The sequence below is a fragment of the Cognatiyoonia sp. IB215446 genome (genome assembly GCF_033963825.1).
Classification (GTDB): domain Bacteria; phylum Pseudomonadota; class Alphaproteobacteria; order Rhodobacterales; family Rhodobacteraceae; genus Yoonia.
Window position 1 is genome coordinate 99,100 of the sequence record NZ_JAXBMD010000004.1, and the last position, 26,738, is coordinate 125,837.

At 58.6% G+C, this 26,738-nt stretch carries 30 protein-coding genes; 23 read left to right on the plus strand and 7 right to left on the minus strand.

What is annotated here, in order from left to right; genetic code table 11:
• Positions 1 to 56: 56 nt before the first annotated feature.
• From SLH49_RS16315 to imm45, 19 genes are all read left to right on the plus strand, one after another.
• Entirely contained in the window at positions 57 to 464 is a 408-nt protein-coding gene (locus SLH49_RS16315; RefSeq protein WP_320270221.1) for a DUF5333 domain-containing protein, read from the plus strand.
• Between the two features lie 140 nt (positions 465 to 604).
• Complete coding sequence (nuoG, locus tag SLH49_RS16320; RefSeq protein WP_320270222.1) at positions 605 to 2,620, plus strand: NADH-quinone oxidoreductase subunit NuoG; 2,016 nt, start codon at positions 605 to 607, stop codon at positions 2,618 to 2,620.
• An 11-nt stretch (positions 2,621 to 2,631) separates the two neighbouring features.
• Positions 2,632 to 3,672, plus strand: coding sequence for an NADH-quinone oxidoreductase subunit NuoH (gene nuoH / locus SLH49_RS16325; RefSeq protein WP_320270223.1), 1,041 nt, complete (start codon positions 2,632 to 2,634; stop codon positions 3,670 to 3,672).
• A 2-nt stretch (positions 3,673 to 3,674) separates the two neighbouring features.
• The gene (locus SLH49_RS16330) at positions 3,675 to 3,896 is read left to right on the plus strand and encodes a hypothetical protein (protein WP_320238969.1); all 222 of its coding nucleotides are present in this window, start codon (positions 3,675 to 3,677) and stop codon (positions 3,894 to 3,896) included.
• A 76-nt stretch (positions 3,897 to 3,972) separates the two neighbouring features.
• Entirely contained in the window at positions 3,973 to 4,689 is a 717-nt protein-coding gene (locus SLH49_RS16335) for a hypothetical protein (protein WP_320270224.1), read from the plus strand.
• 1 nt (position 4,690) lies between these two features.
• Positions 4,691 to 5,185 carry an NADH-quinone oxidoreductase subunit NuoI gene (gene nuoI / locus SLH49_RS16340; RefSeq protein ID WP_320270225.1) on the plus strand — a complete coding sequence of 165 codons (495 nt, stop codon included), beginning with the start codon at positions 4,691 to 4,693 and terminating at the stop codon, positions 5,183 to 5,185.
• Entirely contained in the window at positions 5,182 to 5,355 is a 174-nt protein-coding gene (locus SLH49_RS16345; protein WP_320270226.1) for a hypothetical protein, read from the plus strand. The genes nuoI and SLH49_RS16345 overlap by 4 nt, the downstream gene beginning before the upstream one ends.
• Entirely contained in the window at positions 5,352 to 5,750 is a 399-nt protein-coding gene (locus SLH49_RS16350) for a carboxymuconolactone decarboxylase family protein (RefSeq protein ID WP_320270227.1), read from the plus strand. The genes SLH49_RS16345 and SLH49_RS16350 overlap by 4 nt, the downstream gene beginning before the upstream one ends.
• Positions 5,747 to 6,352, plus strand: a complete 606-nt coding sequence (locus tag SLH49_RS16355) for an NADH-quinone oxidoreductase subunit J (protein ID WP_320270228.1) — start codon at positions 5,747 to 5,749, stop codon at positions 6,350 to 6,352. The genes SLH49_RS16350 and SLH49_RS16355 overlap by 4 nt, the downstream gene beginning before the upstream one ends.
• 75 nt (positions 6,353 to 6,427) lie before the next feature.
• Positions 6,428 to 6,862, plus strand: coding sequence for a hypothetical protein (locus SLH49_RS16360; protein ID WP_320270229.1), 435 nt, complete (start codon positions 6,428 to 6,430; stop codon positions 6,860 to 6,862).
• 132 nt (positions 6,863 to 6,994) lie between these two features.
• A complete protein-coding gene (locus SLH49_RS16365; RefSeq protein ID WP_320270230.1) occupies positions 6,995 to 7,147 on the plus strand; it encodes a hypothetical protein in 153 nt (50 codons plus the stop codon).
• On the plus strand, positions 7,144 to 7,449 hold the full coding sequence (nuoK, locus tag SLH49_RS16370) for an NADH-quinone oxidoreductase subunit NuoK (RefSeq protein ID WP_008235370.1): 306 nt from the start codon (positions 7,144 to 7,146) through the stop codon (positions 7,447 to 7,449). Before SLH49_RS16365 ends, nuoK begins: the two co-directional genes overlap by 4 nt.
• A 4-nt stretch (positions 7,450 to 7,453) precedes the next feature.
• A complete protein-coding gene (nuoL, locus tag SLH49_RS16375) occupies positions 7,454 to 9,559 on the plus strand; it encodes an NADH-quinone oxidoreductase subunit L (RefSeq protein ID WP_320270231.1) in 2,106 nt (701 codons plus the stop codon).
• On the plus strand, positions 9,559 to 11,100 hold the full coding sequence (locus tag SLH49_RS16380; protein ID WP_320270232.1) for an NADH-quinone oxidoreductase subunit M: 1,542 nt from the start codon (positions 9,559 to 9,561) through the stop codon (positions 11,098 to 11,100). Before nuoL ends, SLH49_RS16380 begins: the two co-directional genes overlap by 1 nt.
• Positions 11,101 to 11,111: 11 nt before the next feature.
• A complete protein-coding gene (nuoN, locus tag SLH49_RS16385; RefSeq protein WP_320270233.1) occupies positions 11,112 to 12,548 on the plus strand; it encodes an NADH-quinone oxidoreductase subunit NuoN in 1,437 nt (478 codons plus the stop codon).
• Positions 12,538 to 13,296, plus strand: a complete 759-nt coding sequence (locus tag SLH49_RS16390; protein ID WP_320270234.1) for a biotin--[acetyl-CoA-carboxylase] ligase — start codon at positions 12,538 to 12,540, stop codon at positions 13,294 to 13,296. The genes nuoN and SLH49_RS16390 overlap by 11 nt, the downstream gene beginning before the upstream one ends.
• 11 nt (positions 13,297 to 13,307) lie before the next feature.
• Complete coding sequence (locus SLH49_RS16395; RefSeq protein WP_320270235.1) at positions 13,308 to 14,081, plus strand: type III pantothenate kinase; 774 nt, start codon at positions 13,308 to 13,310, stop codon at positions 14,079 to 14,081.
• Positions 14,078 to 15,742, plus strand: a complete 1,665-nt coding sequence (locus tag SLH49_RS16400; protein WP_320270236.1) for a ribonuclease J — start codon at positions 14,078 to 14,080, stop codon at positions 15,740 to 15,742. Before SLH49_RS16395 ends, SLH49_RS16400 begins: the two co-directional genes overlap by 4 nt.
• A gap of 31 nt (positions 15,743 to 15,773) precedes the next feature.
• Positions 15,774 to 16,127: an Imm45 family immunity protein gene (gene imm45 / locus SLH49_RS16405; RefSeq protein WP_320270237.1), complete on the plus strand. Its 354-nt coding sequence runs from the start codon at positions 15,774 to 15,776 to the stop codon at positions 16,125 to 16,127.
• Between the two features lie 275 nt (positions 16,128 to 16,402).
• Here the strand turns inward: imm45 and SLH49_RS16410 are convergent, their stop codons facing one another.
• The 5 genes from SLH49_RS16410 to SLH49_RS16430 form a co-directional block, all read right to left on the minus strand.
• Positions 16,403 to 17,767: a DEAD/DEAH box helicase gene (locus SLH49_RS16410; protein WP_320270238.1), complete on the minus strand. Its 1,365-nt coding sequence runs from the start codon at positions 17,765 to 17,767 to the stop codon at positions 16,403 to 16,405.
• A gap of 143 nt (positions 17,768 to 17,910) precedes the next feature.
• A complete protein-coding gene (locus SLH49_RS16415) occupies positions 17,911 to 18,654 on the minus strand; it encodes a hypothetical protein (RefSeq protein WP_320270239.1) in 744 nt (247 codons plus the stop codon).
• A 44-nt stretch (positions 18,655 to 18,698) separates the two neighbouring features.
• Positions 18,699 to 19,313, minus strand: a complete 615-nt coding sequence (locus SLH49_RS16420) for a hypothetical protein (protein WP_320270240.1) — start codon at positions 19,311 to 19,313, stop codon at positions 18,699 to 18,701.
• A gap of 30 nt (positions 19,314 to 19,343) precedes the next feature.
• On the minus strand, positions 19,344 to 19,790 hold the full coding sequence (locus SLH49_RS16425) for a hypothetical protein (protein ID WP_320270241.1): 447 nt from the start codon (positions 19,788 to 19,790) through the stop codon (positions 19,344 to 19,346).
• Positions 19,791 to 19,879: 89 nt separating this feature from the next.
• Positions 19,880 to 21,475 carry a peptide chain release factor 3 gene (locus tag SLH49_RS16430; RefSeq protein WP_320270242.1) on the minus strand — a complete coding sequence of 532 codons (1,596 nt, stop codon included), beginning with the start codon at positions 21,473 to 21,475 and terminating at the stop codon, positions 19,880 to 19,882.
• 105 nt (positions 21,476 to 21,580) lie between these two features.
• On the opposite strand from SLH49_RS16430, the gene SLH49_RS16435 reads away from it, so the two are divergent.
• A complete protein-coding gene (locus SLH49_RS16435; protein ID WP_320270243.1) occupies positions 21,581 to 22,201 on the plus strand; it encodes a hypothetical protein in 621 nt (206 codons plus the stop codon).
• Here the strand turns inward: SLH49_RS16435 and SLH49_RS16440 are convergent.
• Positions 22,198 to 23,160, minus strand: coding sequence for a Hint domain-containing protein (locus tag SLH49_RS16440; protein WP_320270244.1), 963 nt, complete (start codon positions 23,158 to 23,160; stop codon positions 22,198 to 22,200). The genes SLH49_RS16435 and SLH49_RS16440 overlap by 4 nt on opposite strands.
• 109 nt (positions 23,161 to 23,269) lie before the next feature.
• Here SLH49_RS16440 and SLH49_RS16445 point away from each other — a divergent pair, with 109 nt between their 5' ends.
• The 3 genes from SLH49_RS16445 to SLH49_RS16455 all read left to right on the plus strand — a co-directional run bounded on the left by SLH49_RS16445 (position 23,270) and on the right by SLH49_RS16455 (position 26,310).
• Entirely contained in the window at positions 23,270 to 24,049 is a 780-nt protein-coding gene (locus tag SLH49_RS16445; RefSeq protein WP_320270245.1) for an SDR family oxidoreductase, read from the plus strand.
• Positions 24,049 to 25,167 (plus strand): DNA alkylation repair protein, encoded by a 1,119-nt coding sequence (locus SLH49_RS16450; protein WP_320270246.1) that lies wholly within the window; start codon positions 24,049 to 24,051, stop codon positions 25,165 to 25,167. The genes SLH49_RS16445 and SLH49_RS16450 overlap by 1 nt, the downstream gene beginning before the upstream one ends.
• A gap of 72 nt (positions 25,168 to 25,239) precedes the next feature.
• A complete protein-coding gene (locus SLH49_RS16455; protein WP_320270247.1) occupies positions 25,240 to 26,310 on the plus strand; it encodes an ABC transporter ATP-binding protein in 1,071 nt (356 codons plus the stop codon).
• A gap of 111 nt (positions 26,311 to 26,421) precedes the next feature.
• On the opposite strand, the gene SLH49_RS16460 is transcribed toward SLH49_RS16455, so the two are convergent.
• Positions 26,422 to 26,688, minus strand: a complete 267-nt coding sequence (locus SLH49_RS16460) for a hypothetical protein (protein WP_320270248.1) — start codon at positions 26,686 to 26,688, stop codon at positions 26,422 to 26,424.
• Between the last annotated feature and the right edge of the window lie 50 nt (positions 26,689 to 26,738).

Genomic DNA, 26,738 nt, shown 5'->3' on the forward strand with positions numbered 1-26,738 from the left:
GACCACATCTGTCCGCATGCAAGGCACACATATGTCTGCTGTTGAGGAGAGTGAACATGACCAAGTTTCCAGCTTTGGCCCTTGCGGCCCTTGTTGCGATAACTGCCATCGCAGGCAGCCTGTCGGCGCAGCCACCGCTGAAGGACGTCCAACGCGTGCGCGACGGGATTATCCATGTGGGCATGGCTTATGAGATCTCCGAGAAATGCAGTACTATTCGTGCGCGGACCTGGCGGGGCATCAACTTTTTGCAATCGTTGAAGAGCCATGCCGAAGATCTTGGCTATTCTGATGCCCAGATCGACGCCTATATCAACGACAATGACGAGAAAGACCGGCTCGAAGGCATTGCGCGGGGCGAGCTTGCCCGGCTGGGCATCGTGGAGGGTGACGAGGCCACCTATTGCGCGGTCGGTCGGTCGCAAATTGCCGCAAATACGCGCGTTGGCTGGCTGCTGCGTTAAGCCGCGCGCCAACATGCGAAAATCAGGTTCTTTTTTGTTGATCTGACTGGCATCATGTGGTCGGTCGCGCTAAAACGCGACAACGCGCGAGCCGCCGCCACCGCGGGGTATGCGCACAGGGAACACATAGGACACCAGCCATGTCTGATCTGCGCAAAGTCGTCATTGATGGAACTGAGGTCGAAGTTGACGGGGCGATGACCCTGATCCAGGCCTGCGAGGAAGCGGGGATCGAAATCCCGCGCTTCTGCTATCATGAACGGCTTTCGATAGCAGGTAATTGCCGCATGTGCCTGGTTGAGGTTGTGGGTGGTCCGCCCAAACCTGCCGCCAGTTGTGCCATGCAGGTGCGTGATCTGCGCCCCGGTCCCGAAGGGCAGCCCCCGGTTGTGAAAACCAACTCCCCCATGGTCAAGAAGGCCCGCGAAGGGGTGATGGAGTTCCTGCTGATCAACCACCCGCTTGATTGTCCAATTTGCGATCAGGGCGGTGAATGCGACCTGCAGGATCAGGCGATGGCCTATGGTGTTGATTTCAGCCGCTATCGTGAGCCCAAGCGGGCAGTGGATGATCTGGACCTTGGCCCGCTGGTCGAAACCCACATGACCCGCTGCATCTCCTGCACCCGCTGTGTGCGTTTCACGACCGAAGTCGCAGGCATTCACCAGATGGGCCAGACGGGTCGTGGCGAGGATGCCGAGATCACCTCTTATCTGGGTGAAACTCTCGATTCGAACCTGCAGGGCAACATCATTGATTTGTGCCCGGTCGGCGCACTCGTCTCCAAACCTTATGCCTTCACTGCGCGGCCTTGGGAGTTGACCAAGACCGAAAGCATCGACGTGATGGATGCGCTGGGCTCTAATATCCGGATCGACACCAAAGGCCGCGAGGTCATGCGCTTCCTGCCCCGCAACCATGACGGCGTGAACGAGGAATGGATTTCCGACAAGACCCGCTTTGTCTGGGACGGGCTGCGGCGCCAGCGATTGGACACGCCCTATATCCGCGAGAACGGCAAGCTGCGCAAAGCCAGCTGGCCAGAGGCGCTGAGCGCTGCTGCTTTGGCAATGAAGGGCAAGAAACTCGCCGGTCTGGTGGGCGATCTGACCCCGGTTGAGGCGGCCTTTGCGCTGAAGCAATTGGTCGAGGGGCAGGGCGGTAATGTCGAATGCCGCACCGATGGGGCGAAACTGCCTGCGGACAACCGGTCGGCTTACGTTGGCAACGCGACCATCGAGGATATCGATGACGCGCAGATGATCATGCTGATCGGCACCAGTCCACGTGATGAGGCGCCGGTGCTGAATGCCCGCATCCGCAAGGCGTGGCTGAAAGGGGCCAAGGTCGCGCGGATCGGGGAGCCGGCTGATCTGACTTATGACGTGGTCGATATTGGCCATGACCGCGCGGCGCTGGAGAAGCTGGCGGGCATGGACCATTCCGACAAGCACGGGGTGCCCGGCGTGATGATCGTGGGGCAGGCTGCCCTGAACGAGGCGGATGGTGAGGCTGTGCTGAGCCTGGCCATGAAAGCTGCCGAGGCCGCGCAATCGAAATTCATGGTCCTGCACACCGCCGCTGGCCGCGTCGGTGCGATGGATGTGGGTGCCGCGACCGAAGGCGGTATGGATGCGATCAAGGATGCCGAGGTGATCTACAACCTTGGCGCTGATGAGGTCGAAATCGCGCCGGGCGCATTTGTGATCTATCAGGGTAGCCATGGCGATCGGGGTGCGCACCGCGCCGACATCATCCTGCCGAGTGCAGCCTATACGGAAGAAAACGGGCTTTTCGTCAACACTGAAGGCCGTCCGCAACTGGCCATGCGGGCCGGTTTCCCACCCGGCGAGGCGAAAGAGAACTGGGCGATCCTGCGGGCGCTCTCGGCGGAACTGGATGCGACCTTGCTGTTCGACAGTCTCGCGCAACTCCGGCAGGCGCTCATCAAGACACACCCGCATCTGGGCAAGATCGATGAGGTGCCTGAAAATGAATGGCAGCCGATCCCCGTCAAAAAACCAGGCAAAGCGGCATTCCGCAATGCCATCAGTGATTTCTATCTGACGAACCCGATTGCCCGTGCCTCGACCCTCATGGCGGAACTGAGTGCAAATGCAAAGGCGCGTAAAGCTGCCCCACTGGCGGCTGAGTAAGGACGACACGTATGGTTGATTTCTTTTCCAACACCAATGCGGGCATCGTCCTGGTTATTCTGTTTCAATGCCTGCTGATCCTGATCCCGCTGCTCGTCGCACTGGCCTTCCTGATGTATGCCGACCGCAAGGTCTGGGCAGCGGTGCAGATGCGGAAAGGGCCCAATGTGGTTGGCGCGTTCGGGCTTTTGCAAAGCTTCGCCGACTTCCTGAAATACATCGTCAAGGAAATCGTTGTACCCGCTGGCGCGGACAAGGCGGTGTTCTTTCTCGCCCCGATGATCGCCTTTGTGCTGGCGGTGATTTCCTGGGCCGTGATCCCCTTTAACGAGGGCTGGGTCCTTGCCGATATCAACGTGGCGATCCTGTACATCCTCGCGATTGGATCGCTTGAGGTGTACGGCGTGATCATGGGCGGCTGGGCCTCCAACTCGAAATACCCTTTCCTAGGCTCGCTGCGGTCGGCGGCGCAGATGATTTCTTACGAGGTGTCGATTGGCTTGATCATCATCGGCGTGATCATCTCGGCGGGCTCCATGAACTTCGGTGATATCGTCGCCGCACAGGATGGTAGTGGGGGCCTCTTCAGCTGGTTCTGGGTCGCGCATTTCCCGATGCTGTTCCTCTTCTTCGTCAGCGCCTTGGCCGAAACCAACCGCCCGCCATTCGATCTGCCCGAGGCGGAGTCAGAACTCGTCGCAGGCTATCAGGTGGAGTATTCTTCGACCCCCTTCCTGCTGTTCATGATTGGTGAACTCATGGCCGTCGTGCTGATGTGCGCACTGGTAAGCCTCCTGTTCTTTGGCGGCTGGCTGTCACCGGTGCCGTTCCTGCCCGATGGCATCTTCTGGATGGTTCTGAAGATGGCGGCCTGCTTCTTTGTCTTCTCGATGGTTAAGGCGATCACCCCGCGCTACCGCTATGACCAGCTGATGCGGATCGGCTGGAAGGTCTTCCTGCCATTATCGCTGGCCTGGGTCGTGATCGTGTCATTCCTTGCGAAATTCGAAGTGCTCGGCGGGTTCTGGGCGCGCTGGGCCGTAGGAGCTTGAACATGTCGGAAAACAAGATCTGGGAAGCGATTGCACAATCCTCATCGCGTGAATTGTTCAACTTCGTGATGACGCTAGAGACGCATTTTGCCTTCAAACGTTTAGGTAAGGAGACGGATGCGGCGACGGATGTCAGCGAGGGCGAATTGGCGCAGTTTCTGTTTGAGATTGCGGATGAGCAAGCGACACCCGTGCGCAGCAATGTTGTTGAGGTGAAGTCGTGATACAAGTGCACTGCAATGGCGCGGCCAAGCATGAAGTATGTCGCGGGTCTTGGGCTTTTTGGACTCTAGGAGAGTGATGCTTGTTCGAGTAACCATATCGATTTTGGCAGTCTGCTGGTGTTCAAGTGCATTTGCCCAATCATCATCCGAAGCGTCGCCACGCTCAGATGCTTTGGCTGATACGGTTTGGTCTTACATTGTCGATACTTGTCCACCTGCGGCGCTTGGTCATAGCGCGCTTAACGAAGAATTGTATCGTCTTTTGGGTGAGCCGTTGACCGACGATAGTTCGCCGATATTGGGCTTCATCGAGGCACGCGGTCGGGACATAATGGTCAACACCATGTCTGACCTCGACAAACGCACAATGGGAACCGTTTTTGTCGGATCTCAAGGGGTTTTGCATCAGCTGAATTTCATGAATGCGGTCGCTAATGACGAACATTTAGCCGCAGCTGACTATCTGGAGCAAGAGGCCACGTTGCATCTTCTGGCAGACACTTCCCTGCAACTTATGGAATGCCTGTGGCCGTCCGTGGGCGAGGTAATGGAGCCGCAAACTGAATCTGGTTGGGGAGAGCAGGGTCAGCAGTTGTGGATCGAGATGGCTAAGTCAATCTACACAGCGAGTTGTGAGACAGATTTCTTCAAACTTGCTACGGAGTATCTTGAAGCAGACTTCGCGGCTGTCCAACCAGCAGATCGGAAATCATTCGTTGCTGAGCTAACAAAGCGGCACGAGGATTACCTTGAGGCCGAGCAAATAGCAGAGACATGCGAGGATTTTAGCTGATATGACCCAAATCGACTACAACCGCGCGGCCAAGTATTTCCTGATGCAGGATATCTGGCAGGGTTTCAAACTGGGGATGAAGTACTTCTTTGCCCCCAAGGCCACAGTGAACTACCCGCATGAAAAGGGGCCCTTGTCGCCTCGTTTCCGTGGCGAACATGCGCTACGGCGTTATCCGAATGGCGAAGAACGCTGCATTGCCTGTAAGCTTTGTGAGGCTGTTTGTCCCGCCCAGGCCATCACTATCGATGCCGAACCGCGCGATGACGGCTCCCGCCGCACGACGCGCTATGACATCGACATGACGAAATGCATCTATTGCGGCTTCTGTCAGGAGGCTTGTCCGGTTGATGCCATTGTAGAAGGTCCAAATTTCGAGTTCTCGACAGAGACCCGCGAAGAACTCTACTACGACAAAGAGAAGCTTCTGGCCAATGGCGACCGGTGGGAGGCTGAAATCGCGCGAAACCTCGAATTGGACGCACCTTACAGATGAGCCTTAAGACCATCCGCATGGCCAGCTATCGCGCGTCAGAAGAACGGTTATCCTCTGACAACGAAAGCCTTCGCGACGCCCTGGAAGAGGCTTTGCGCCGCATCGCGGAATTGGAAACCGAAGTTGCCCGGCTGCGCGGTGAATTGCCTCCTGCTGAGGATGATGAATGACCGACGCCAACCCCTTTGAAGCGATGATGAAGATGGGTCAGGACTGGGCAAAGGCCATGAACCCGGCGCTCGAATCCTTTACGCCCAACGGGTTCGAGGCGCTTTTCCCGACGATGCCAAAGGACGTCATGGAGATGTTCATGGGCAAGGGGATCAGCCCAGACGGTTTGGATGCAAAGACGCGCCTGCTTTTGACGCTGGCCGGACTCACCGTGCTTGGCGCGCAGGCCGAAGCGCAGATCAGGATCACCGTGCGTCATCTGGTTGAGGCCGGGGCGACGAAACAGGAAATTGCTGAGACCATTGCCCTGATGGGGATGTTCGGTGGCGTACCCGCCATGAGCAAGGCCATGGAACTGGCAAACGAAGTATTGGAAAAGGACGAAGCCGAATGACCGTCTTTGCATTCACATTCTATCTTTTTGCCGTCGCGACCATAACTGGCGGTCTGATGACCGTCATCAGCCGCAACCCGGTGCACTCTGTTTTATGGTTAATCTTGGCGTTTTTGTCGTCTGCCGGGCTCTTCGTCACGTTGGGCGCGGAGTTTGTCGCGATGCTCCTGATCATCGTCTATGTCGGTGCGGTCGCAGTGCTGTTCCTCTTTGTTGTGATGATGCTCGATATCGACTTTGCTGAATTGAAAGCGGAGATGACGAAGTACCTGCCATTGGGCCTTTTGATCGGGGTTGTGGTGCTGATGCAACTGGCGCTGGCTTTGGGTGTCTGGGGTTTCGCCGATGGGGTCGAGGACCGGATTGCCGCACCTGCAGGTGATCTGGACAATACGCGCGCACTTGGTCTGTTGATCTACGACAAATATATCCTTCTGTTCCAACTAGCAGGCCTCATTTTGCTGGTCGCAATGATCGGGGCGATCGTGCTGACATTGCGACACCGGGTCGATATCAAACGCCAGAACGTGCTGGAGCAGATGTATCGTGACCCCGCAAAGGCGATGGAACTGCGCGACGTGAAGCCGGGGCAGGGGCTTTGAATGCCGAATTTTTCGAGAAAAATTTGGCGGGTCCAAGAATTTTCTAGAAAATTCTTTACGCTCAGCTTTGCTTTGTTGCTGGGCACCCAAGCCCATGCGCTGACCCTCGTAGATTGTACCCGGACCACGCATATTAGCCATGGTGGTGAGGCGGATCATATGGACCTTGGAGAGGGTCGTGTGATGTGGCGGGACTGGTGGTCGCAGGAAGGCACGGCCACAACCTTTATTCTGGCCGATTGTGCGAGTGGCGAGACGCTGTCGGCGCGCGCGGCGGAAGAGAATATGGGCGCGCGCCATGCATTTGACCGCACCGGTGACGTGATGGCGGTGCTCGACCGGCATCAATCAGGCGCGCGTGTCTTTGCCACTTTCCCGCGGATTGCGGATGATCTGGGCAATATTGCGCGCGACGTGGTGATCTCCACAGAGGTGCAGGAAAACTGCGCCTGCGCGGCGCTTTATCCGGAACTGCGCGGCGACAAAACGGAATTTGCGCTGGCCGGTTGAAGGCGCGCGCGGACAAGACTAAAGGGTCCATGAGCGACCCGAAAAGGGACGAAGTGATGATCGGATGTGATCAGATGGGCCGTGATCCGAGATCGGATAAAGCCAAGCGGGCCAAGGAACGGAGCCGGGGATATGCGTAAATTCGTGTTGGCGACAACCGTACTGGCCCTGGCCGCCGGGCATTTTGTAGGTCGGGATGCCGTGTCACTGGTTCACGGCCAACCTGTGGGTGGCCCGGGTCAAAACGGCATGGGCCCCGCATTGCCGCAAGGAGCATCCAGATGATCGGACTTGAGCATTATCTGACAGTCGCGGCTGCGCTCTTTGTGATCGGGATTTTCGGTCTCTTCCTGAACCGTAAGAACGTCATCATCCTCTTGATGAGCATCGAATTGATGTTGCTGGCGGTGAATATCAACCTCGTCGCGTTTTCCAGCTATCTCGGCGATCTGGTGGGGCAGGTCTTTACGCTCTTCGTACTGACGGTTGCTGCCGCCGAGGCCGCAATTGGCCTCGCGATCCTTGTTTGTTTCTTCCGCAACCGCGGGACCATCGACGTTGAAGACGTCAACGTGATGAAGGGCTGAGTTCATGGAAACCATCATCCTTTTCGCCCCGCTGGTCGGTGCCATTCTCTGCGGTTTTGGTTGGAAGCTGATTGGCGAGACGGCGGCTCAATGGGTTGCGACGAGCCTTCTGTTCCTCGCCGCGTTCCTGTCCTGGATCGTGTTCCTGACTTTTGACCCCAACGCGCATCCGAATGGCGGCTACACGGTCACGATCTTGCGCTGGATCGAAAGCGGGACGCTGAGCACCGATTGGGCGATCCGCATGGATCGGCTGACGGCGATCATGCTGATTGTGATCACCACGGTCTCGGCGCTCGTGCACCTCTATTCATTCGGCTACATGGCGCATGACGACAATTTCCGGGAAGGCGAGAGCTATCGCCCCCGGTTCTTTGCCTATCTGTCGTTCTTCACCTTTGCGATGCTGATGTTGGTGACGGCGGATAACCTGATCCAGATGTTCTTTGGCTGGGAAGGGGTGGGCGTCGCGTCCTACCTGCTCATTGGGTTTTACTTCCGCAAACCCAGCGCCAATGGCGCCGCGATCAAGGCCTTTGTGGTCAACCGGGTGGGTGATTTCGGTTTTGCGCTTGGGATTTTCGCGCTTTACCTCGTGACGGACTCGGTCCGGTTTGAGGATATCTTTGCCGCGATCCCCGACCTGCAGGATCACACGCTCACCTTCCTGTGGCGCGATTGGAATACGCTGAATCTGATCGCGTTCCTTCTGTTCATCGGGGCGATGGGGAAATCCGCACAGCTCTTCCTGCACACATGGTTGCCCGACGCGATGGAGGGCCCGACGCCCGTGTCGGCCCTGATTCACGCGGCGACCATGGTGACGGCTGGTGTGTTCCTTGTCTGCCGGATGTCGCCGCTGATGGAATATGCGCCAGCCGCGACCGATTTCATTGTGTTTCTTGGGGCCTCGACCGCGTTCTTTGCGGCGACCGTGGGGCTGGTGCAGAACGATATCAAGCGCGTCATCGCTTATTCGACCTGTTCGCAGTTGGGCTACATGTTCGTGGCCGCGGGCCTTGGCGTCTACTCGGTCGCCATGTTCCACCTGCTGACCCACGCTTTCTTTAAGGCGATGCTGTTCCTTGGTGCGGGCTCTGTGATCCATGCGATGCATCATGAGCAGGACATGCGGAATTATGGCGGGTTACGCCACAAGATCCCCAAGACCTTCTGGATGATGATGATCGGGACGTTGGCAATTACCGGTGTGGGTATTCCGCTGCTATATGTGGGCTTCCCGATTGGGTTTGCGGGCTTCGTCTCCAAGGATGCGATCATCGAAAGCGCTTATGCGGGCACGGCGGGAGGCTATGCTTTCTGGATGCTGGTCGTGGCCGCCGCGATGACAAGTTTCTATAGCTGGCGGCTGATGTTCCTGACCTTCTATGGTGAGCCGCGCGGCGACAAACACACGCATGAACATGCCCATGAGAGCCCGATGACGATGCTGGCACCGCTTTATGTGCTGGCCATCGGGGCCGTGTTCAGCGGGATGCTCTGGTATGGCTCTTTCTTCGGGTCCAACGATAAGGTCGGCAAGTTCTTTGGCGTGCCCTATGCCGAAGCGTCTGAGCATGGTGATGAGAGCCATGGCGATGATCACGCCGAGGAAGGCGGCCATGGCAAGGCGCATTACAATCTGGTCGGTGCACCGGGTGAGGGGGCCATTCACAACAGCCCCGACAACCATGTCCTGAACGACGCGCATGAAGTGGCCGTGTGGGTCAAGCTCGCCCCGTTCGTGGCGATGTTGGCAGGGCTGGGGCTGGCTTATCAGATGTATATTCGCCGCCCGGATTGGCCTGCGAAGCTGGCCGAACAGCAGCGTCCGTTGTATCTGTTGCTGCTCAACAAATGGTACTTTGATGAGATCTTCGATTTCATCTTTGTCAAACCGGCCATAGCTTTGGGTCGTATCCTGTGGAAGCAGGGCGATACCAATACAATCGACGGCGGCATCAACGGCGTGGCCATGGGCGTGATCCCGTTCTTTACCCGCCTCGCGGGTCGGGCGCAATCCGGCTACATCTTTAGCTATGCCTTCGCCATGGTCTTGGGGATCGCAATATTGCTGACCTGGGTCACACTTGCCGGGGGGGCAAACTGATGGGCAATATCCTTTCGCTCACGACGTTCCTGCCACTTTTAGGTGCGCTGATCCTCGCCCTTTTTCTGCGAGGTGAGGACGAGGCGGCGCAGGGTAACGCCAAATGGGTTGCGCTGATCACGACGGTCGTGACGTTTATCGCGTCACTCATTATTCTGGCAAATTTCGACCCTGCTGATACCGGCTTCCAGCTTGTGGAGGAGCGTGCCTGGCTCTTGGGCCTGCAATACAAGATGGGCGTGGACGGGATCAGCATCCTCTTCGTGATGCTCACCACCTTCCTGATGCCGCTGGTGATTGCGGCCTGCTGGGACGTGAAGGAGCGGGTCAAGGAATACATGATCGCGTTCCTTGTGCTTGAGACGCTGATGCTGGGCGTCTTCATGGCCCTTGATCTGGTGCTGTTCTACCTGTTCTTTGAGGCGGGGCTGATCCCGATGTTCCTGATCATCGGTATCTGGGGCGGCAAGAACCGGATTTATGCGAGCTTCAAGTTCTTCCTTTATACTTTCCTTGGCTCGGTCCTGATGCTGGTCGCGATGGTGGCGATGTTCAGCGATGCGGGCACCACTGACATCCCGACATTTATGAACCACACATTCGGGACCGAGACGTTCAGCGTGCTGGGTATTCAGATCATTGGCGGCATGCAGACGCTACTGTGGCTCGCCTTCTTTGCGAGCTTCGCAGTGAAGATGCCGATGTGGCCTGTGCACACATGGTTGCCGGATGCGCACGTTCAGGCGCCCACAGCAGGCTCTGTCGTGCTGGCGGCCATCCTGTTGAAGATGGGCGGCTATGGCTTCCTGCGCTTCAGCCTGCCGATGTTCCCCGTCGGGTCAGAGGTGATGGGGCCGCTGGTCTTGACCCTGTCAGCCATCGCGATTGTCTACACCTCGCTTGTAGCCTTGGTGCAGGAAGACATGAAGAAACTCATCGCCTATTCTTCGGTCGCCCATATGGGATACGTCACGATGGGGATCTTTGCGGTGAACCAGCAAGGCGTGGACGGAGCCATCTTCCAGATGATCAGCCACGGCTTTATCTCGGGCGCGCTCTTCCTTTGCGTCGGGGTCATCTACGACCGGATGCATACGCGTGAAATCGACGCCTATGGTGGTCTGGTCAACCGCATGCCCGCCTATGCGTTGATCTTCATGTTCTTTACGATGGCCAATGTTGGCCTGCCGGGCACGTCGGGCTTCGTTGGGGAATTCCTGACACTGATGGGCATCTTCCAGGTGAACACATGGATCGCGGTCTTTGCCACATCCGGCGTGATCCTTTCTGCGGCTTACGCGCTGTGGCTCTATCGCCGTGTGGTGATGGGCGATCTGATCAAGGAGAGCCTGAAAACCATTCAGGATATGACAACGCGCGAACGGGCGATCTTTGCACCGCTTGTGGTGATGACGCTGCTCTTGGGTGTGTATCCGGCGCTGGTGCTCGACATCATCGGGCCAAGCGTAGCCGCGCTGGTCGGCAATTACGAAACAGCTTTGGCGACCTATGAGGCCGCCACGCAATTCGCTTCGAATTAAGGAATGCGGTCATGATTGGCGCTGATATCCAAATCCTGATGCCCGAGATTGTGCTGGCGCTTTATGCGATGGCCGCGCTCATGGCAGCCGTCTACACGACCAAGGATGACGCAGCGCCGCTGCTGACATGGGGTACGTCGGGGCTGTTCATTCTGCTGGCCGTGTGGATTGGCATCAACGGGCAAGGCACGAATGTGGCCTTTGGCGGCATGTTCGTCGATGACGCCTTTGCGCGGTTCGCCAAAATCACGATCCTTGTTTCCGCTGCCGCCGTCCTTTTGATGTCGGAAAGCTACATGCAGCGGCGCGGGCTCTTGCGCTTTGAGTATCCGCTTTTGGTGGCATTGGCCGTGGTTGGCATGATGGTCATGGTCAGCGCTGGGGATTTGATGGCGCTCTATATGGGCCTCGAACTGCAATCTCTGGCGCTTTACGTGGTCGCCTCTTTACGGCGTGACAGCGTGAAATCGACCGAGGCCGGCTTGAAGTATTTTGTGCTGGGGGCGCTTTCTTCGGGCCTGCTTCTTTACGGTGCCTCGCTGACTTACGGCTTTGCTGGCACAACCCTTTTCAGCGGGATTATCGAGGCAACCGCGGACGACCCATCGCTCGGCCTTCTTTTCGGTCTGGTGTTCCTGACCGCAGGCTTTGCCTTCAAAGTCTCTGCCGCACCGTTCCACATGTGGACACCCGACGTCTACGAAGGCTCGCCCACACCCGTGACCGCTTTCTTCGCGACAGCCCCCAAGGTGGCCGCAATGGCGTTATTTGCCCGCGTGGTGCATGACGCATTTGGCGGCATCGTCGGGGATTGGCAACAAATCGTGGCTTTCCTGTCGGTCGTCTCCATGTTCCTTGGCGCCGTCGCTGCCATCGGTCAGACTGACATCAAACGCCTGATGGCCTATTCCTCGATCGCGCATATGGGCTTTGCACTGATGGGCCTCGCGGCTGGAACCGCGTTCGGCGTGCAGGCCATGCTGATCTACATGGCGATATACGTGACGATGAATATCGGCACATTCGCCTTCATTCTGTCGATGGAGCGCGATGGGCGGCCTGTCACCTCAATTGACAGTTTGCGGATGTATTCCAACCAGCAACCCTTGCGGGCGCTGGCGATGCTGATCCTCTTGTTCAGCCTTGCCGGCGTGCCACCCATGGTGGGGTTCTTCGGCAAGCTCTATGTGCTGCGTGCCGCAGTTGAAGGTGGGTTGGCATGGCTCGCCGTTCTGGGCGTGATCGCGTCGGTGATTGGCGCCTTCTATTACTTGCGGATCGTCTACTACATGTATTTCGGGGAAGCGGGCGAGACGCTTGATGGCAAGATGAACCCTGTGCTCTGGACCTTCCTGATGGGGTCAGCGCTGATCATGGTGCTGGGCGTCGTTAACCTGTTTGGAATCGAACCCATGGCCGCAGCGGCGGCAGCCACACTTGTCAACTAAGGACAACGCGCATAGCCACTGGCCCGAAGGTTACGGGCGGGTGGTGCTTGATACTGTCGACAGCACGATGGCGGAGGCCGCGCGGCGGGTTGATGATATCACCAAACCGACCTGGATCATGGCGCGCCACCAGACCGCTGCACGTGGCAGGCGGGCCCGTCCGTGGATCGCGCCACCTGGCAATCTGAATGCCACGTTGATCTTCAATCCGGGCTGCACGGCAGCAGAGGCGGCACGGCGGTCTTTTCTCGCGGCAAATGCGCTTTACCAGGCGCTAGCCATCTATGTGCCCGCAGAGAAACTCAGTCTGAAATGGCCCAATGACGTTCTGTTATCTGGCGGCAAGGTCGCGGGCATCCTCTTGGAAAGCAGCGGGCAGGGGCCATTCATCGACTGGCTGGCCATCGGGATCGGCGTCAATCTGCAGCACGCGCCCGAGGTTGTCGATGCCAGTTTCGCGCCGACCAGCCTGATGCAAGCGGGCGGATGGGAGGTTGAGCCGGACGACTTCCTCGCCACGCTTGCCGATGCTTATGCAACGCAAGAGGACAAGCTACGTCATTTTGGCTTTCAGCGCATCCGCGACGATTGGCTCGCCAATGCAGCGCGACTGGGTGAGGTCATCACCGCACGCACGGGTCGTGAGGATGTGACGGGCATCTTTGACAGTATCGATGAAGACGGCAACCTTGTCCTGATCACCGGCACCGGACCCCGCGCGATCTCGGCTGCGGATGTGTTTTTCTAGGGAGAGTCCCCATGCTTCTGGCGATTGATTGCGGCAACACGAATACCGTGTTTTCGATCTGGGACGGCGAGCAATTCATCGCGACATGGCGCCAAAGCACCGAATGGCAGCGCACGGCGGATCAGTATTATGTCTGGCTTTCGACGCTGATGCGGTTCCAGAACATGGAGGTGCATATCGATGAGATCATCATCAGTTCCACCGTGCCGCGCGTCGTCTTCAACCTGCGCGTTTTTGCGGACCGTTACTACAATTGCCGCCCGCTTGTGGTGGGAAAGCCGGATTGCCTGCTGCCCGCTGATCCACGGGTCGACGAAGGCACACAAGTCGGGCCGGATCGTCTGGTGAATGCGGCGGGAGCCTATGATCGCCACGGCGGCGATCTGATTGTCGTGGACTTCGGGACCGCCACCACCTTTGATGTTGTGGCCCATGATGGGGCTTATGTGGGCGGCGTGATTGCGCCTGGCGTGAACCTGTCGCTTGAGGCGCTGCACAACGCTGCCGCCGCCCTGCCGCATGTGGACATCTCAAAGCCGCAAAAGGTGATCGGGACGAATACGGTTGAATGCATGCAGTCCGGTGTTTTCTGGGGTTACATCGGCCTCGTGCGTGAGATATGCGCGCGGATCAAGGCGGAGCGGGGTGCAGAGATGCAGGTGATCTCGACTGGCGGTCTTGCACCGCTGTTCCAGCAATCCGCAACGCTGTTTGACGCGTTCGAAGACGATCTGACGATGCACGGCCTGACCGTCATCCACCAATATAACAAGGACAATGCATGAGCGACCGCCTGATCTATCTGCCTCTTGGAGGCGCCGGCGAGATCGGCATGAACGCCTATGTCTATGGCTATGGGGCCCAGGACAAGGAACGGCTGATCGTGGTGGATCTGGGCGTGACCTTCCCGGATATGGACGGCACGCCGGGGGTCGATCTGATCCTGCCCGACATCACCTGGCTGGAAGAACGCAAGGCGCAGATCGACGGCATCTTCATAACCCACGCGCATGAGGATCATGTGGGCGCCATCGGCCACTATTGGGAACGGATCGGCGCGCCGGTCTATGCGCGGCCTTTCACCGCCAATATCGCGCGCCGCAAGCTCGATGAACACGGTCACCCTGAAAGCGTGGTGAAGGTGGTTGAGCCCTATCCACACATGATCCCCTGCGGGCCGTTCAAGGTGGCGTATCTGCCGATCAGCCATTCGATCCCCGAAAGCGCGGGGCTGTTGATCGACACGCCCGACGGGCGGGTCCTGCATTCCGGCGATTTCAAGATCGATGAAACGCCGGTGGTCGGTGACCCATGGGATCAGTCGCTCTGGGAAGAGGTCTCCAAGGATGGCGTCAAGGCGCTGGTCTGCGACAGCACCAACGTGTTCTCGGACGCGCCGGGGCGGTCAGAGGCCTCCATCGGCCCCGCCATCACCGATCTCATGTCAGAGGCCAAGGGCATGGTCGTGGCGACCACCTTTGCGTCGAATATCGCGCGGTTGAAAACGCTGTCGCTGGCGGCAAAAGAGGCCGGGCGGTCCGTCTGCCTTCTGGGTCGGGCCATGCGGCGCATGGTCGAGGCGGCGACCGAGGAAGGCATCCTGCACGGCTTCCCCAGCACCGTCAGCCCCGAAGATGCGCTGAACATTCCCCGTGAGAACTTGATGCTGCTGGTCACCGGCTCCCAAGGCGAACGGCGCGCCGCGTCCGCGCAACTGGCGCAGGGTTCTTATCTTGGGTTGAAGTTGACGGAAGGAGACACGTTCCTCTTCTCTTCCAAAACTATCCCTGGCAATGAGCGGGGCGTGATCCGGATCATGAACCAGCTTTCCGAACTCGGCGTCGATGTGGTCGATGATGCGGGCGGCAAATACCACGTCTCCGGCCACGCCAACCGGCCCGATCTGGAGAGGCTGCACCAGATCGTCAAACCGCAAATCCTGATCCCCATGCATGGCGAACACCGGCACCTGCGCGAGCATGTGAAGCTGGGCAATGCGGGCGGGCTGACGGGCATTCTGGCGGTCAACGGCATGATGATCGACCTCTCCGGCAACCAGCCCAAGGTGACGGGCTATGTGGATACGGGCCGCACCTATCTGGACGGGACGGTGCAGATCGGCGCGCTCGACGGTGTGGTGCGCAACCGCATCCGCATGGCGCTGAACGGGCATATGATCGTGACGTTGATCATCGACGAAAACGACGAACCGCTGGGCGAGCCATGGGTTGAGGTGAACGGGCTGCCTGAGGTCGGATCATCCAATGCGCCGCTGGTCGAGGTGGTCGAGGAAGACCTGAGCCAATTCCTGAACCGCGCCGAGGACCGGACACTGGCGGATGACGATAAGTTGGAGAAGGAGCTGCGGAGCATCGCGCGGCGCACGGCGCAAAGCGAGATCGGGAAGAAGCCGGAAGTGACGGTGATTGTGTCGAGGTTGGGGTGATTGTGTTCCAATCAATGGGTGAGTTCTAAAAATGACGCATAGCTTTGGACGAAACTTGTGCGATTTCAACGATGATGAAGTCCTGACTCGCGGGATGTTGTTCAGGTTCCCGGCGCGTCAACCGTACGAGAGCTATGTAGATTTCATGTTGTATCAGCCCATAGAGGCCGATGTTTCAATGGGTTTAGTCGTTTCGTCCGGTATCAAGGCGGGGCTGATAGCTGTACATCTACCATCTGAAGCAAAGGTTCTTGGCCGTGGTGATTGCATATCGGCAGGATGGCTGAAATCAAATTGGTCGACTTGGGTCTATTCGGATTGCAAAATGACCGATGTCGCGGTGCTGCCACCTCGTTCATTGACTAACGTAGGTGTTGCAGGTTGATCCACATGAACTGACTGAGAAAGGGTTATATATCGCCCTTGTAGCTCGCACGCCTCACACCGTGTGTGTGATGCGGAATCTATGCCAACGGTAGGGCATCGCCCGACCTGGAGGGCGTTTGCTCAGCTGACGATGGGCGCGACCTGCTCACGCGAACAGCCGTTAAGCTATTTGAAACGCTGCAAAATCGCCCTCCGGGGGGAGGTCGGGCGATGCCCGGCGAGCCGGGCGGCAGGTTGCAACCGGCGTGCCAGTGAACGTGGGTTGGGATCAACCTAAACCTTTGCCCGTTCCGCAAAGCTCATCGCGATGAAGGCGGGGGGCTCGTCGCCCATGCCGACGACTTCGGGTTCTTGCCGTCCACGACCGCGTCCGCCGCGTGAGCGTTCTGGCTTGGGCTTGTCCTCGCGCTTTGGTTTTTCGTCCGGGGTCGGTGCCTCGGCCGTGTCGTCCTTCTTCCGCCGCTCACGCTTCGGTTTTTCCTCCGGTGCGGGCATCGGATTATCCAGACGCGGGATGTCCTGCTTCACCAGCCGTTCCACGTCTTCCAGGTTTTTCTCGTCGCGCGGAATGCATATCATGATCGCGGTGCCGGTCCGGCCCGCGCGGCCTGTGCGTCCAATCCGGTGCACGTAATCCTCGGCATGGCTCGGGACGTCGAAATTGAAGACATGGCTGACCATGGGGATGTCGAGGCCGCGGGCGGCGACGTCGGAGGCGACGAGGAACCGCAGTTCATCATCGCGGAACTTATCCAGCGTGCGCGTGCGGTGCGATTGGTCCAGATCGCCATGGATAGGGGCGGCGTTGTAACCGTATTTGTTCAACGATTTCGCGACGATATCGACGTCAGACTTGCGGTTGCAGAAGATGATCGCGTTGGTGCAGGCCTCGCCTTCCGCATCGATGAGGGCGCGCAACAGGGCGCGTTTCTCGGATGGCTCCTTGCGCTTGTCAGAGCCTTTGAAGATCACCACACCTTGTTTGATATTGTCATTCGTTGTCGCCGCGCGCGCCACTTCGATCTTGGCAGGGGCGGAGAGGAAGGTGTTGGTGATCCGCTCAATCTCCGGTGCCATGGTGGCGCTGAAAAACAGGGTCTGCCGGGTGAAGGGGGTGCGTTTGAAGATTTCCTCGATATCCGGGATGAAGCCCATGTCGAGCATCCGGTCCGCCTCATCCACCACCATGACCTTCACATCCGTCAGGATCAGCTTGCCGCGTTCGAGATGGTCCAGCAGACGACCGGGTGTCGCGATCAGCACATCGACGCCTTTGTCGATGATCTTGTCCTGATCCTTAAAGCTGGTCCCGCCGATCAGCAAAGCTTTGGAAAGCTTGGTATATTTGGCATAGGTGTCGAAATTCTCTGCCACCTGTGCTGCGAGTTCCCGTGTGGGTGCCAGCACCAGCGAGCGCGGCATGCGCGCCCGTGCGCGACCACGTCCCAGCAGGGTGATCATCGGCAGGGTGAAACTAGCGGTCTTGCCGGTACCGGTCTGCGCAATCCCCAGCACGTCTTTGCCTTCCAGCGCTGGGGGAATAGCGCCCGCCTGAATGGGGGTCGGGCTCTCATAACCCGTCTCAGCGACGGCTTTGAGAACCTTGGGGTCAAGGTTCAAATCAGTGAACTTGGTCATCTACGTCCTATGTCTGCGGGTCGGTCCGCAAAGGTGAATGGACGCGTGTTCCCTGCGCCCTGGCATCATCTGCCCGTCTAGCGGGTGGGCAGGCGATAGCCCAATTGCTGCAATGCGTCAAGTTGGGCAGATTTTTTCGTGGTTTAGCGTGTTTTTGCCGCCGTTTCGCGCATCAGTGCGAAGCGGCGGAAGACGGTGCCGTTATCCTCGTTCAGGAGGTTCAGCAGATGTCGCGCGAGCCGTCCGCAGCCCGGCGCATGTTTCGCATCGCGCCAGAGGGGTGCAAGGAGGTGTGCTTCAAGGTCGCCGTTCAGCACTGAGAAGTCTTTCATCCCCATGGGCAGGGGGGACTTGTTGCGATCCCTGATCTTGAACGGTTTCCGTGCGGGCAGGCCGGAGAAGCAGCGTTCCGCCTCGTAGATTTTCATCAGTGAAAAGAAGATGTTCATCGATTGCGCCAGCATCCGGTCGCCTTCGGTTTCGCCGAATTGTGCGAAGGTGATGATGGCCGAGATCAGCCAACGGGTCGGCAGGTTTTCCAGCAGCCAATCCTCTTCTTCGGCCCAGAGGCGCAGGAAGAGCGCGGGCGCTTCATCGGGGTAGGTGTGTTTGCGCAAATGCGAGATCAGGAGACCATGCAAAAGGGCCAACTCCGAATGGCCCGCGAGTTCCCCGAGCAGCATATGGCGCTTTTTGGCGACGCGGCTGAGGCCTTCGGGCCGGGGCAGTTCCTGCGGGGGCAGAGACATCGCGGCGAGCGCTTTGAAGTCGACATCCAGTGGCGGCAGCTCTTGCCCCGGATCATGGGTCAGCAAGGCGCGCCGTTTCTGGTATTGCGGCAGCAATCCGGCAATGCCATCGGGAAATGTCTGTTTGGGTTCGGTCACATCACACCTGATTTTGCCCGACTATGGCCCGGTGCTGCGCGGGCTTACAAGTGCGATGTCGGGTGCAGGATCGGGGCAAAGCCCGCGCGCAGGACGTCGACCATGGGGCGGGGGGTGAGGACGGTTGCAGTTCCCGCAGGGCGCGGAATGGGCGCGCCGTAACCGTCTGGCGCGAAGGGCAGAAGGTGGTTGCCCTGCACCATGTACGCTGCGTCGCCAAGCAGCACGAAGACTCCATCGGGCAGCGTATCAAGATCCGCCTCATGCCGGATCTGCTGGCGGGTTCGGGTCACTCGCGCGCGGTGCAGGGCGGTATCCATCGCCATCCGGTCGGCGCCATCGGCCACACCCGAAGCCCATGCATTGCGGAACGCATGATAGGCGTCACGCCTGCAATAGTGGCAGGGTCGGTGGCCGGCGGCGAGGGCAACAGCCTCGTCAAGAAAGAAAAGAGCCGACCAGCCACGCTCTGGCATCGGGCCGTGATAGACACCGCGCGGATGGTCAAGCGTACAAACAAGCCAATGCTTATGCGACCAGCGCGAGGTGCCCAAAGTGCCGTCAGGCTGATGGATGATCCCGCGATTGCCGGTAAAGAGGCCGCGCGCCGGGTTTGCTACAATCTCGCCAGTAGGAAGAACGCGGTTTTGCAGGGGCATGCAGCACTCCTTTTTCCGCGCCGCCAGGTCCTAGCCGTCGATCACCACGGCATCGCGCATGATGGTCGATTGCCAGGTCTGAGGGTCGTCGATCGTCTCAAGCGACCCACGCAGGGACAGGCGCATGCCTTCCATGACAAAGGGCATCGGCTCTGCCAGGCTCACCTGCAGGGCGGCGCCATGATCGGGATCACCGCAGAACGGGCAGAACCCCATGTCAGAGACGAGCATGAATTCCCGCACGTTGCTTGTATCGCCCAAAGGCACGGCAAAGCCGGTGATGTCGAATTGCTCCACCCCATCCTTGATCTCCGATGGGAAGATCTTGCGGACCTCATACGAGTTTTCGGTGATGATCTCTTCGATTTCAATGGCTTGAATGGCGTCCCATGCGGCGCTGTTGATCCGCTCGGCCAGGGCCGGGGATGCGGCGGCCAGCGCGGTTGCAGAAACGCTCATCGTCAGGGACTTTGCCATCGATTGCCTCATCTTTTTTGTCCTTGGACTGACATATCAAATCCGCACATCCTGTCCAGTGTGGCAAGAATCCGTGGGCGGAAATGATCTTATACCATCATTTCCTTCGTGGCGCTTAATGTGACGTCGGGGTAATCGCGGCCCACGCGGTCAATGTCCCATTGCAGGCGGGTCAGGAAAACCGCGTCGCCATCATTGTCGGTCGCAATATGCTGTTTGTTGGCGGCAGCGAATTTTTCGACTGCGTCCTTGTCGCCATGCACCCAGCGGGCTGAAGTGAACTGTGAGGGTTCAAAGCGGACGGGCAGCCCGTATTCCATCTCGATCCGGCTGGCGAGCACTTCGAATTGCAGCGCGCCGACGACGCCGACGATGAAACCGGACCCGAAGGTGGGTTTGAAGACCTTCGCTGCGCCTTCTTCGGCAAATTGCATCAGCGCCTTTTCCAGATGCTTCGCCTTCATCGGATCGCCCGCGCGGCAGGTCTGCAAGAGCTCCGGCGCGAAAGAGGGGATGCCGGTGACGCGGATCGCCTCTCCTTCCGTCAACGTGTCGCCGATGCGGAGCTGTCCGTGGTTGGGGATGCCGATGATGTCACCCGCCCAAGCCTCTTCCGCCAATTCGCGGTCAGCGGCGAGGAACAGGACGGGGTTCGTGATCGCCATCTGTTTTTTCGACCGCACATGGGTCAGCTTCATGCCGCGCTCGAAATGGCCTGACGCCAGACGCAGAAACGCCACGCGGTCGCGGTGTTTGGGGTCCATATTCGCCTGCACCTTGAAGACGAAACCGGCGACCTTCTTTTCCTCGGGCGCGATCTCACGCGGCTGAGCCGTTTGCACCTGCGGTTCCGGCCCATATGTGCCGATCCCGTCCATCAACTCTTTCACCCCGAATGAGTTGATCGCTGAGCCAAACCAGATCGGCGTCATCGACCCGTTCAACACCGCCTCATGATCAAGCGTGGGTAACAGCTCCTTAGCCATCTCGATCTCTTCAAGGAACTTCGCAAGCAGGTGTTCCGGAACGTGCTCAGCGAGTTTCGGGTCGTCGAGGCCATTGATCTCAATGCTCTCCGCCACCTTGTTTCTGTCGGCCCTGTCCATCAGCTCCAACCGGTCGCGCAGGATGTCGTAAGTGCCGATGAACTCGCGACCGACACCAATCGGCCACGCGGCCGGTGTGACGTCAATGGCAAGGTTCTCCTGAATTTCGTCAATGATCTCAAAAGTATCGCGGCTTTCGCGATCCATCTTGTTACAGAAGGTCAGGATCGGCAGGTCGCGTAACCGGCAGACCTCGAACAGTTTTTGGGTCTGGCTTTCGACACCCTTGGCGCCGTCAATCACCATGACCGCCGCGTCAACGGCAGTGAGCGTGCGGTAAGTATCCTCCGAAAAGTCCGAGTGGCCGGGTGTGTCCACCAGATTGAAGCGGAATTTTTCGAAATCGAACGACATCGCGGATGCCGAAACCGAAATCCCCCGGTCCTTCTCCATCTGCATGAAATCTGACCGCGTGCGCCGCGCCTCACCCTTGGCACGCACCTGCCCAGCCATCTGAATGGCACCGCCGTAAAGCAGGAATTTCTCGGTCAGGGTCGTCTTGCCCGCATCGGGGTGCGAGATGATCGCGAATGTGCGGCGGCGGGCAATTTCAGGCGGAAGGTCGGGGCGGTTTGTCATGCGCGGTCATGTAAGTCGTCAGGCCGTAAAGGGCAATTCCCGATCTTGCTTAACCGATACTTTGGGAATGTCGGCTACACCTCGTGCACGGAAAGGGGGCGCAAGATGCGCGGGTGGATCTGGATTTTGATGATGGCTGTCGCCGCTTGCGGTGGCGGCGGTGGTGATGGTGGCACCGGTGGTGGGATTGATCCCCGCCTCACGCGGCTTGATCTCTATGAGGCGCAGAAGCTGCGGGTGCTGGGTGATCCGGGGGCAGGGGTCATGGGGATGGCAACGACGTCTGAACTGGCGATACCGGACAGCGGTTCGGCGCTCTTTACCGGCTCGGCCACGATCAGGGTAGAGACGGACGCGGCTCCTTTGGTTCTTTTTGGCGATGCAGAGGTGACGATCGGCTTTGCCGACGGGCAGGCTGACGGTACGCTTGATAGCTTCTTTGGTACCAATGCCGGCGGTTCGGTTGTTGACTACAACGGTGCCATCACAATCGATGGCGGGGAATTAACGGACGGCGTGTCGCTTGACTACAGCGGCGCCCTGACCGGTGCAGGCGAAAACCTGGTTTTTGACGGAACGATGGAGGGGCAGTTTCTGGGCGACCCGGTTGGCGCATTGAGTGCTGCAGATCTCGAAGCCGATGTGATCGTCAGCAGCACGCCAACTGACGCCACGTTGGTTGTGATCGCCGAGACGGATGGTGTGGAGGCTCCCACGACCCCCTAGCTGGCAGAGGCCTTGCGCAGCAGCCGGGCCGCGTCTGCCGTCGGCAATAGGTGGTCTTTGACCTCATAAGCGCGGCTGAGGTCGTGCCGATGGTTCAGCACTCCGGCTTCCGCAGGCAGGGCCGCGCGGGTTTGGGGATCAACTAGATGCGACTCTGCCGCAATTCCCTCAGCATAGATGATGAAGTGCTCATCAAAGATCAGTTGGAAGTAATCGACGAATCCGCCACGATGCCGGACGACCGTCTCTCCATTCACCAAATGCCGGGCTTTGAGCAGCACTTCTGATCGGCCCACGCCAATCTCGTCAGCGCGCTGATAGACGAACAAACGATGATCCGGGCGCAGGACCAGGTCGTTTTCATTATTCAGTGTGCCCTTGCTAATCACGACCGGTGCAAAGCTGCCCGTCGCGCGCAATGTGGCCTGCCCGATCCAGCGGATCGGCCTTTTGCCCGCATCGCGGGTCAGTACGAGGTCACCATTTCGCAGGGTCTCAATTGGCTGTTGGGCGCCGTCAGCCATCGTTATGTGGGTGCCCCGCGCGAAAGAGCCGCTCGCAGCTTCGGCAAAGCGTCGGGTCGCCGCATGTCGCGCGATGCCGACTAAACGATATTCGAGGTTTGGGATGAGCTCTCCCAAGGGTAAAAGAAATATCGCGGCCACTGTCCCTGCGGCGACCTCGACGAGGATAAGTACATCGTGCGTGCCACCATCCTTGCCCATCAGTGTCAGGCAGCAATCCAAATGCACATCGTGGTGCGGCGGGTCCGCCCGCTGCAGCCCGTCCGCGCCAGAATTCAGTGCAAGAGGATGAAGAACGGCGCGATCGCTTAGCTGATAGACGTCGTCCATCACCAGTTCATCAGCAAATGACATCGGCTCGCCCACCGTCACGCCCGCCGTTGCAACAAACGCGGCTGCGTCAAAAACATCGATTGTCAGTTGATGCATGCTCATCTTCATCGGCCTATCAAGCGATGGATGCGATGGAAAGTCTCGTGTGGTGATTGCCGCTGGGTCAGGCGGGTGCTACCTCCGGCAAGGTAGAATGAAAGGAAGGCATCTGATGGATCTGGGCATCAAGGGAAAACGCGCGCTGGTCTGCGCATCATCAAAAGGGCTGGGCAGGGGTTGTGCAGAGGCATTGGCCGACGCCGGCGTGGACCTGGTGCTGAACGCCCGCGGGGCCGAGGCCTTGGATGCGACGGCGGCCCATATCCGCGATACTTACGGCGTCGATGTTGTAACTGTCGCTGCCGATGTCGCGACGGATGCTGGGCGGTCGGAACTCATCACTGCCGCGCAGGGCGTTGATATCCTTGTCAATAATGCGGGTGGTCCCCCTCCGGGTGTCTGGTCGGATTGGGATCGCGACGATTTCATCAAGGCGCTCGATGCCAACATGCTGGCGCCGATCGCGTTGATCAAAGCGCTGATGCCGGGGATGATAGATCGCGGCTGGGGGCGGGTTGTGAACATCACATCCGGCTCGGTCAAGGCGCCCATTCCGCAACTGGGGCTTTCGAATTCCGCACGCGCGGGCTTGACCGGTTACGTTGCCGGGACCGCGCGTCAGGTGGCGCAATTTGGGGTGAATATGAACAACATGCTGCCTGGCATTCACGCCACCGATCGGGCGATCAGCCTAGATACTGGCGTATCCAAGGCGCAAGGCATCACGATGGACGAGGCTAAAAAGCAGCGCGAGGCGACGATCCCCACCCGCCGCTACGGCACGGCACAAGAATTCGGCGCGATGTGTGCGTTCCTGTGCTCACAACATGCGGGCTTTATCGTCGGGCAGAATATCGTTCTGGATGGTGGTGCGATCAACGCGACGATCTGATGGCCGAGCGCTTCAGTCTCAAGGATCACCTGTTCAACCCGGAGACGGTTGGGCGTCTGGGCGGGTATTTTGAGGCGGCGGGGGTTTTCAAAGCCGCCCCGTTCGTTGCGGATGTGCTGGCCGAGATGGAGCCGCTGGAGCTAAAGGCCCGGATCAATCTGATTGCCAACGTCTTGGCGCGTTACCTGCCAGGTGACTTCCCTGCGGCGGCGGATGCGATCAATGCCGCGTTGCCGCCTCCGCTGGATCCGACGCTGACGGACGATGACTTTGGCCATTTTATCTATGCGCCTTTGGGGGTTTACGTGGAAAATCATGGGCTTGAGGATCATCTTGAACTCAGCCTCATGACGTTGGAGGCCGTCACCCAGCGCTTTTCGATGGAATTCTCAATCCGTGCGTTCCTCAATCGCTGGCAAGATGAAACGCTGGAACGCATGCAGGATTGGGTGCACCACGAACATTACCATGTCCGGCGTTTGGTGAGCGAAGGGACACGGCCCAAACTGCCTTGGGGGCAGGCCGTCGGGCTGACCTCGGCACAGACCTTGCCGCTTCTGGACCAGTTGCATGGCGACCCGACACGGTTTGTGACACGCTCAGTCGCCAATCACCTGAATGATATCACCAAGAAAGAACCGGACGCGGTGATTGACCGGTTGACCGAATGGCAAAGCGCGGATCGGCAAAATGAAAAGGAACTGGCCTGGATGCGCAAACATGCCCTGCGCGGTTTGATCAAGGCGGGTGATCCGGCGGCGCTTTTGCATCTGGGCTACCGGCCTGACGTGGCGGTGACGGTCTCGGACTTCGGGATCACGCCAGACACATTGGCCCGTGGTGACAGCGCCGAGGTGGCGATGATGATCGAGGTTAAGGAAGACGCGCCATTGATCGTCGATTACGTGATTGATTTCGTGAAGGCGAATGGCAGCACGGCGCCAAAAGTCTTTAAGATGAAGGTGTTCGACGCCAAAGCGAAGAAGCCAATCACCTTGCGCAAGAAACATGTGTTCAAGGACAATGCGACGACCTTCACGCTTTATCCCGGCCAGCATCAACTGCATGCGCAAGTGAACGGGCGGATCGTGGCCTCTGTCGCTTTTGAACTGACCTGACCTTGCCCCAACGGCCAAGGGTTGTTAGGTGAGCAAAACCTTAACGTTTCAGTCAGGCATCGTTGCGCGTTTATGCAAACCCCCCGTCTTGAGATCAAAGATATCGTCAAGGACTTTGGCGGGCGCCGGGTGGTGGACAATGTCGACCTGACCGTGATGCCGGGGCAAGTGACCTGCCTGTTGGGGCCGTCAGGCTGCGGGAAGTCCACGACATTGCGGATCATTGCTGGCGTTGAAAAGCAGGATAGCGGCACGATCCACGTGGATGGCAGCCTCGTTTGCGATACGGTGTTTCGCCTGCCGCCAGAGGAACGCTCCATCGGATTGATGTTTCAGGATTTTGCGCTGTTTCCGCATCTGACGGTCGGGCAGAACGTGGCTTTTGGACTGAAAGGCAAGGACAGCGCTGCGCGTGTTGAGACGCTCCTCAAGAAAGTCGGCATGCTGAGCCATATCAACGACTACCCCCATCAATTGTCCGGCGGAGAACAACAGCGCGTGGCCCTTGCTCGGTCGCTTGCCCCAAAGCCGCAGATCATGCTGATGGATGAGCCGTTTTCGGGCCTAGATGACCGCTTGCGCGATGGTATCCGCGATGAAACGCTGGATGTTCTTAAGAGCGAGGGTACAGCAGTTTTGCTTGTGACACATGAGCCCGGCGAAGCGATGCGGATGGCGGATGAGATTGCGCTGATGCGGGATGGTCGCATTGTGCAGCAGGGGGCACCGTACAATATCTATAACGCACCGGTTGATATCGAGTCATCTGCATTTTTCAGTGATATCAATGTGATACGAAGTAGAGTTAAGGGAGCTTTGACGGATACCCCCTTTGGCCAATTCCTCGCACCCGGGGTGCCTGACGACACTGAAGTGGATATTGTGATCCGCCCGCAGCATCTGAAAATCGACTTCGACCGTGGAGGACGTGGCCCGAACCCGACGCCGCAAGATGGCACTGCCGCTCGTGGTGTGGTGCAACGGGCGCGGTTCATGGGGGCGTCCAGCCTTGTCGAATTCCGGATGGATTATGACGGGTCGATCCTAAAAGCGGTGGTGCCCTCGGTGTTCTTGCCTAAGCCGGACACCGCCCTTTGGTTGATGATCCGGCGTGACCGGTGTTTTGTGTTTCCAAGGCGGTAAGGCGATCGTTGCAGGTGAATCTGAAGGTGAAGTAAGGGTGCTCTCGGCGGTAGGTAACCCGCTGCGCTATGCCGCTCGTCGATGGTTCTGGGAGCAACTCGTCCTTTTGCGTTAGCCTCTGACCTCTCGTCCTTTCTCATCCCAAAGTCGGCGAGCTTCTGCCCAGCTTGGGATGTGTTCCGTTTCGAAGCCGTAGACCTTGCCCGTCGCAATTCTACGAAAGGCTTTCATTGCGCTCAGATGCGGTTCAGCGTGCAGGTATGCAATCATGTCGTCGCGGGAGGTCCAAACGGTCACGGTGTGGTGCACGCCTTTGATAGAACGTGCCTCCGCTGACAGGCAGGTGGATGTCGCGTTCGCTTGCGCCATCGATGCCATTGCATGTTTCCAGAACACCGGCAGATGCTAGAGATGGTTGAGCCTGAGGC

Excerpts from the sequence above, each read along its gene's own strand:
- SLH49_RS16345 (WP_320270226.1), top strand. The coding sequence starts at position 5,182 with ATGAGCCTTAAGACCATCCGCATGGCCAGCTATCGCGCGTCAGAAGAA.
- SLH49_RS16365 (WP_320270230.1), top strand. The coding sequence starts at position 6,995 with ATGCGTAAATTCGTGTTGGCGACAACCGTACTGGCCCTGGCCGCCGGG.
- SLH49_RS16460 (WP_320270248.1), bottom strand. The coding sequence starts at position 26,688 with ATGGCATCGATGGCGCAAGCGAACGCGACATCCACCTGCCTGTCAGCG.
- SLH49_RS16355 (WP_320270228.1), top strand. The coding sequence starts at position 5,747 with ATGACCGTCTTTGCATTCACATTCTATCTTTTTGCCGTCGCGACCATA.
- SLH49_RS16395 (WP_320270235.1), top strand. The coding sequence starts at position 13,308 with ATGCTTCTGGCGATTGATTGCGGCAACACGAATACCGTGTTTTCGATC.
- SLH49_RS16410 (WP_320270238.1), bottom strand. The coding sequence starts at position 17,767 with ATGACCAAGTTCACTGATTTGAACCTTGACCCCAAGGTTCTCAAAGCC.
- SLH49_RS16435 (WP_320270243.1), top strand. The coding sequence starts at position 21,581 with ATGCGCGGGTGGATCTGGATTTTGATGATGGCTGTCGCCGCTTGCGGT.
- SLH49_RS16445 (WP_320270245.1), top strand. The coding sequence starts at position 23,270 with ATGGATCTGGGCATCAAGGGAAAACGCGCGCTGGTCTGCGCATCATCA.
- SLH49_RS16440 (WP_320270244.1), bottom strand. The coding sequence starts at position 23,160 with ATGAGCATGCATCAACTGACAATCGATGTTTTTGACGCAGCCGCGTTT.
- nuoK (WP_008235370.1), top strand. The coding sequence starts at position 7,144 with ATGATCGGACTTGAGCATTATCTGACAGTCGCGGCTGCGCTCTTTGTG.
- SLH49_RS16450 (WP_320270246.1), top strand. The coding sequence starts at position 24,049 with ATGGCCGAGCGCTTCAGTCTCAAGGATCACCTGTTCAACCCGGAGACG.
- nuoI (WP_320270225.1), top strand. The coding sequence starts at position 4,691 with ATGACCCAAATCGACTACAACCGCGCGGCCAAGTATTTCCTGATGCAG.
- nuoH (WP_320270223.1), top strand. The coding sequence starts at position 2,632 with ATGGTTGATTTCTTTTCCAACACCAATGCGGGCATCGTCCTGGTTATT.
- SLH49_RS16420 (WP_320270240.1), bottom strand. The coding sequence starts at position 19,313 with ATGCCCCTGCAAAACCGCGTTCTTCCTACTGGCGAGATTGTAGCAAAC.
- SLH49_RS16330 (WP_320238969.1), top strand. The coding sequence starts at position 3,675 with ATGTCGGAAAACAAGATCTGGGAAGCGATTGCACAATCCTCATCGCGT.
- SLH49_RS16455 (WP_320270247.1), top strand. The coding sequence starts at position 25,240 with ATGCAAACCCCCCGTCTTGAGATCAAAGATATCGTCAAGGACTTTGGC.
- nuoL (WP_320270231.1), top strand. The coding sequence starts at position 7,454 with ATGGAAACCATCATCCTTTTCGCCCCGCTGGTCGGTGCCATTCTCTGC.
- nuoN (WP_320270233.1), top strand. The coding sequence starts at position 11,112 with ATGATTGGCGCTGATATCCAAATCCTGATGCCCGAGATTGTGCTGGCG.
- nuoG (WP_320270222.1), top strand. The coding sequence starts at position 605 with ATGTCTGATCTGCGCAAAGTCGTCATTGATGGAACTGAGGTCGAAGTT.
- SLH49_RS16430 (WP_320270242.1), bottom strand. The coding sequence starts at position 21,475 with ATGACAAACCGCCCCGACCTTCCGCCTGAAATTGCCCGCCGCCGCACA.
- SLH49_RS16400 (WP_320270236.1), top strand. The coding sequence starts at position 14,078 with ATGAGCGACCGCCTGATCTATCTGCCTCTTGGAGGCGCCGGCGAGATC.
- SLH49_RS16425 (WP_320270241.1), bottom strand. The coding sequence starts at position 19,790 with ATGGCAAAGTCCCTGACGATGAGCGTTTCTGCAACCGCGCTGGCCGCC.
- SLH49_RS16380 (WP_320270232.1), top strand. The coding sequence starts at position 9,559 with ATGGGCAATATCCTTTCGCTCACGACGTTCCTGCCACTTTTAGGTGCG.
- SLH49_RS16315 (WP_320270221.1), top strand. The coding sequence starts at position 57 with ATGACCAAGTTTCCAGCTTTGGCCCTTGCGGCCCTTGTTGCGATAACT.
- SLH49_RS16350 (WP_320270227.1), top strand. The coding sequence starts at position 5,352 with ATGACCGACGCCAACCCCTTTGAAGCGATGATGAAGATGGGTCAGGAC.
- SLH49_RS16335 (WP_320270224.1), top strand. The coding sequence starts at position 3,973 with ATGCTTGTTCGAGTAACCATATCGATTTTGGCAGTCTGCTGGTGTTCA.
- imm45 (WP_320270237.1), top strand. The coding sequence starts at position 15,774 with ATGACGCATAGCTTTGGACGAAACTTGTGCGATTTCAACGATGATGAA.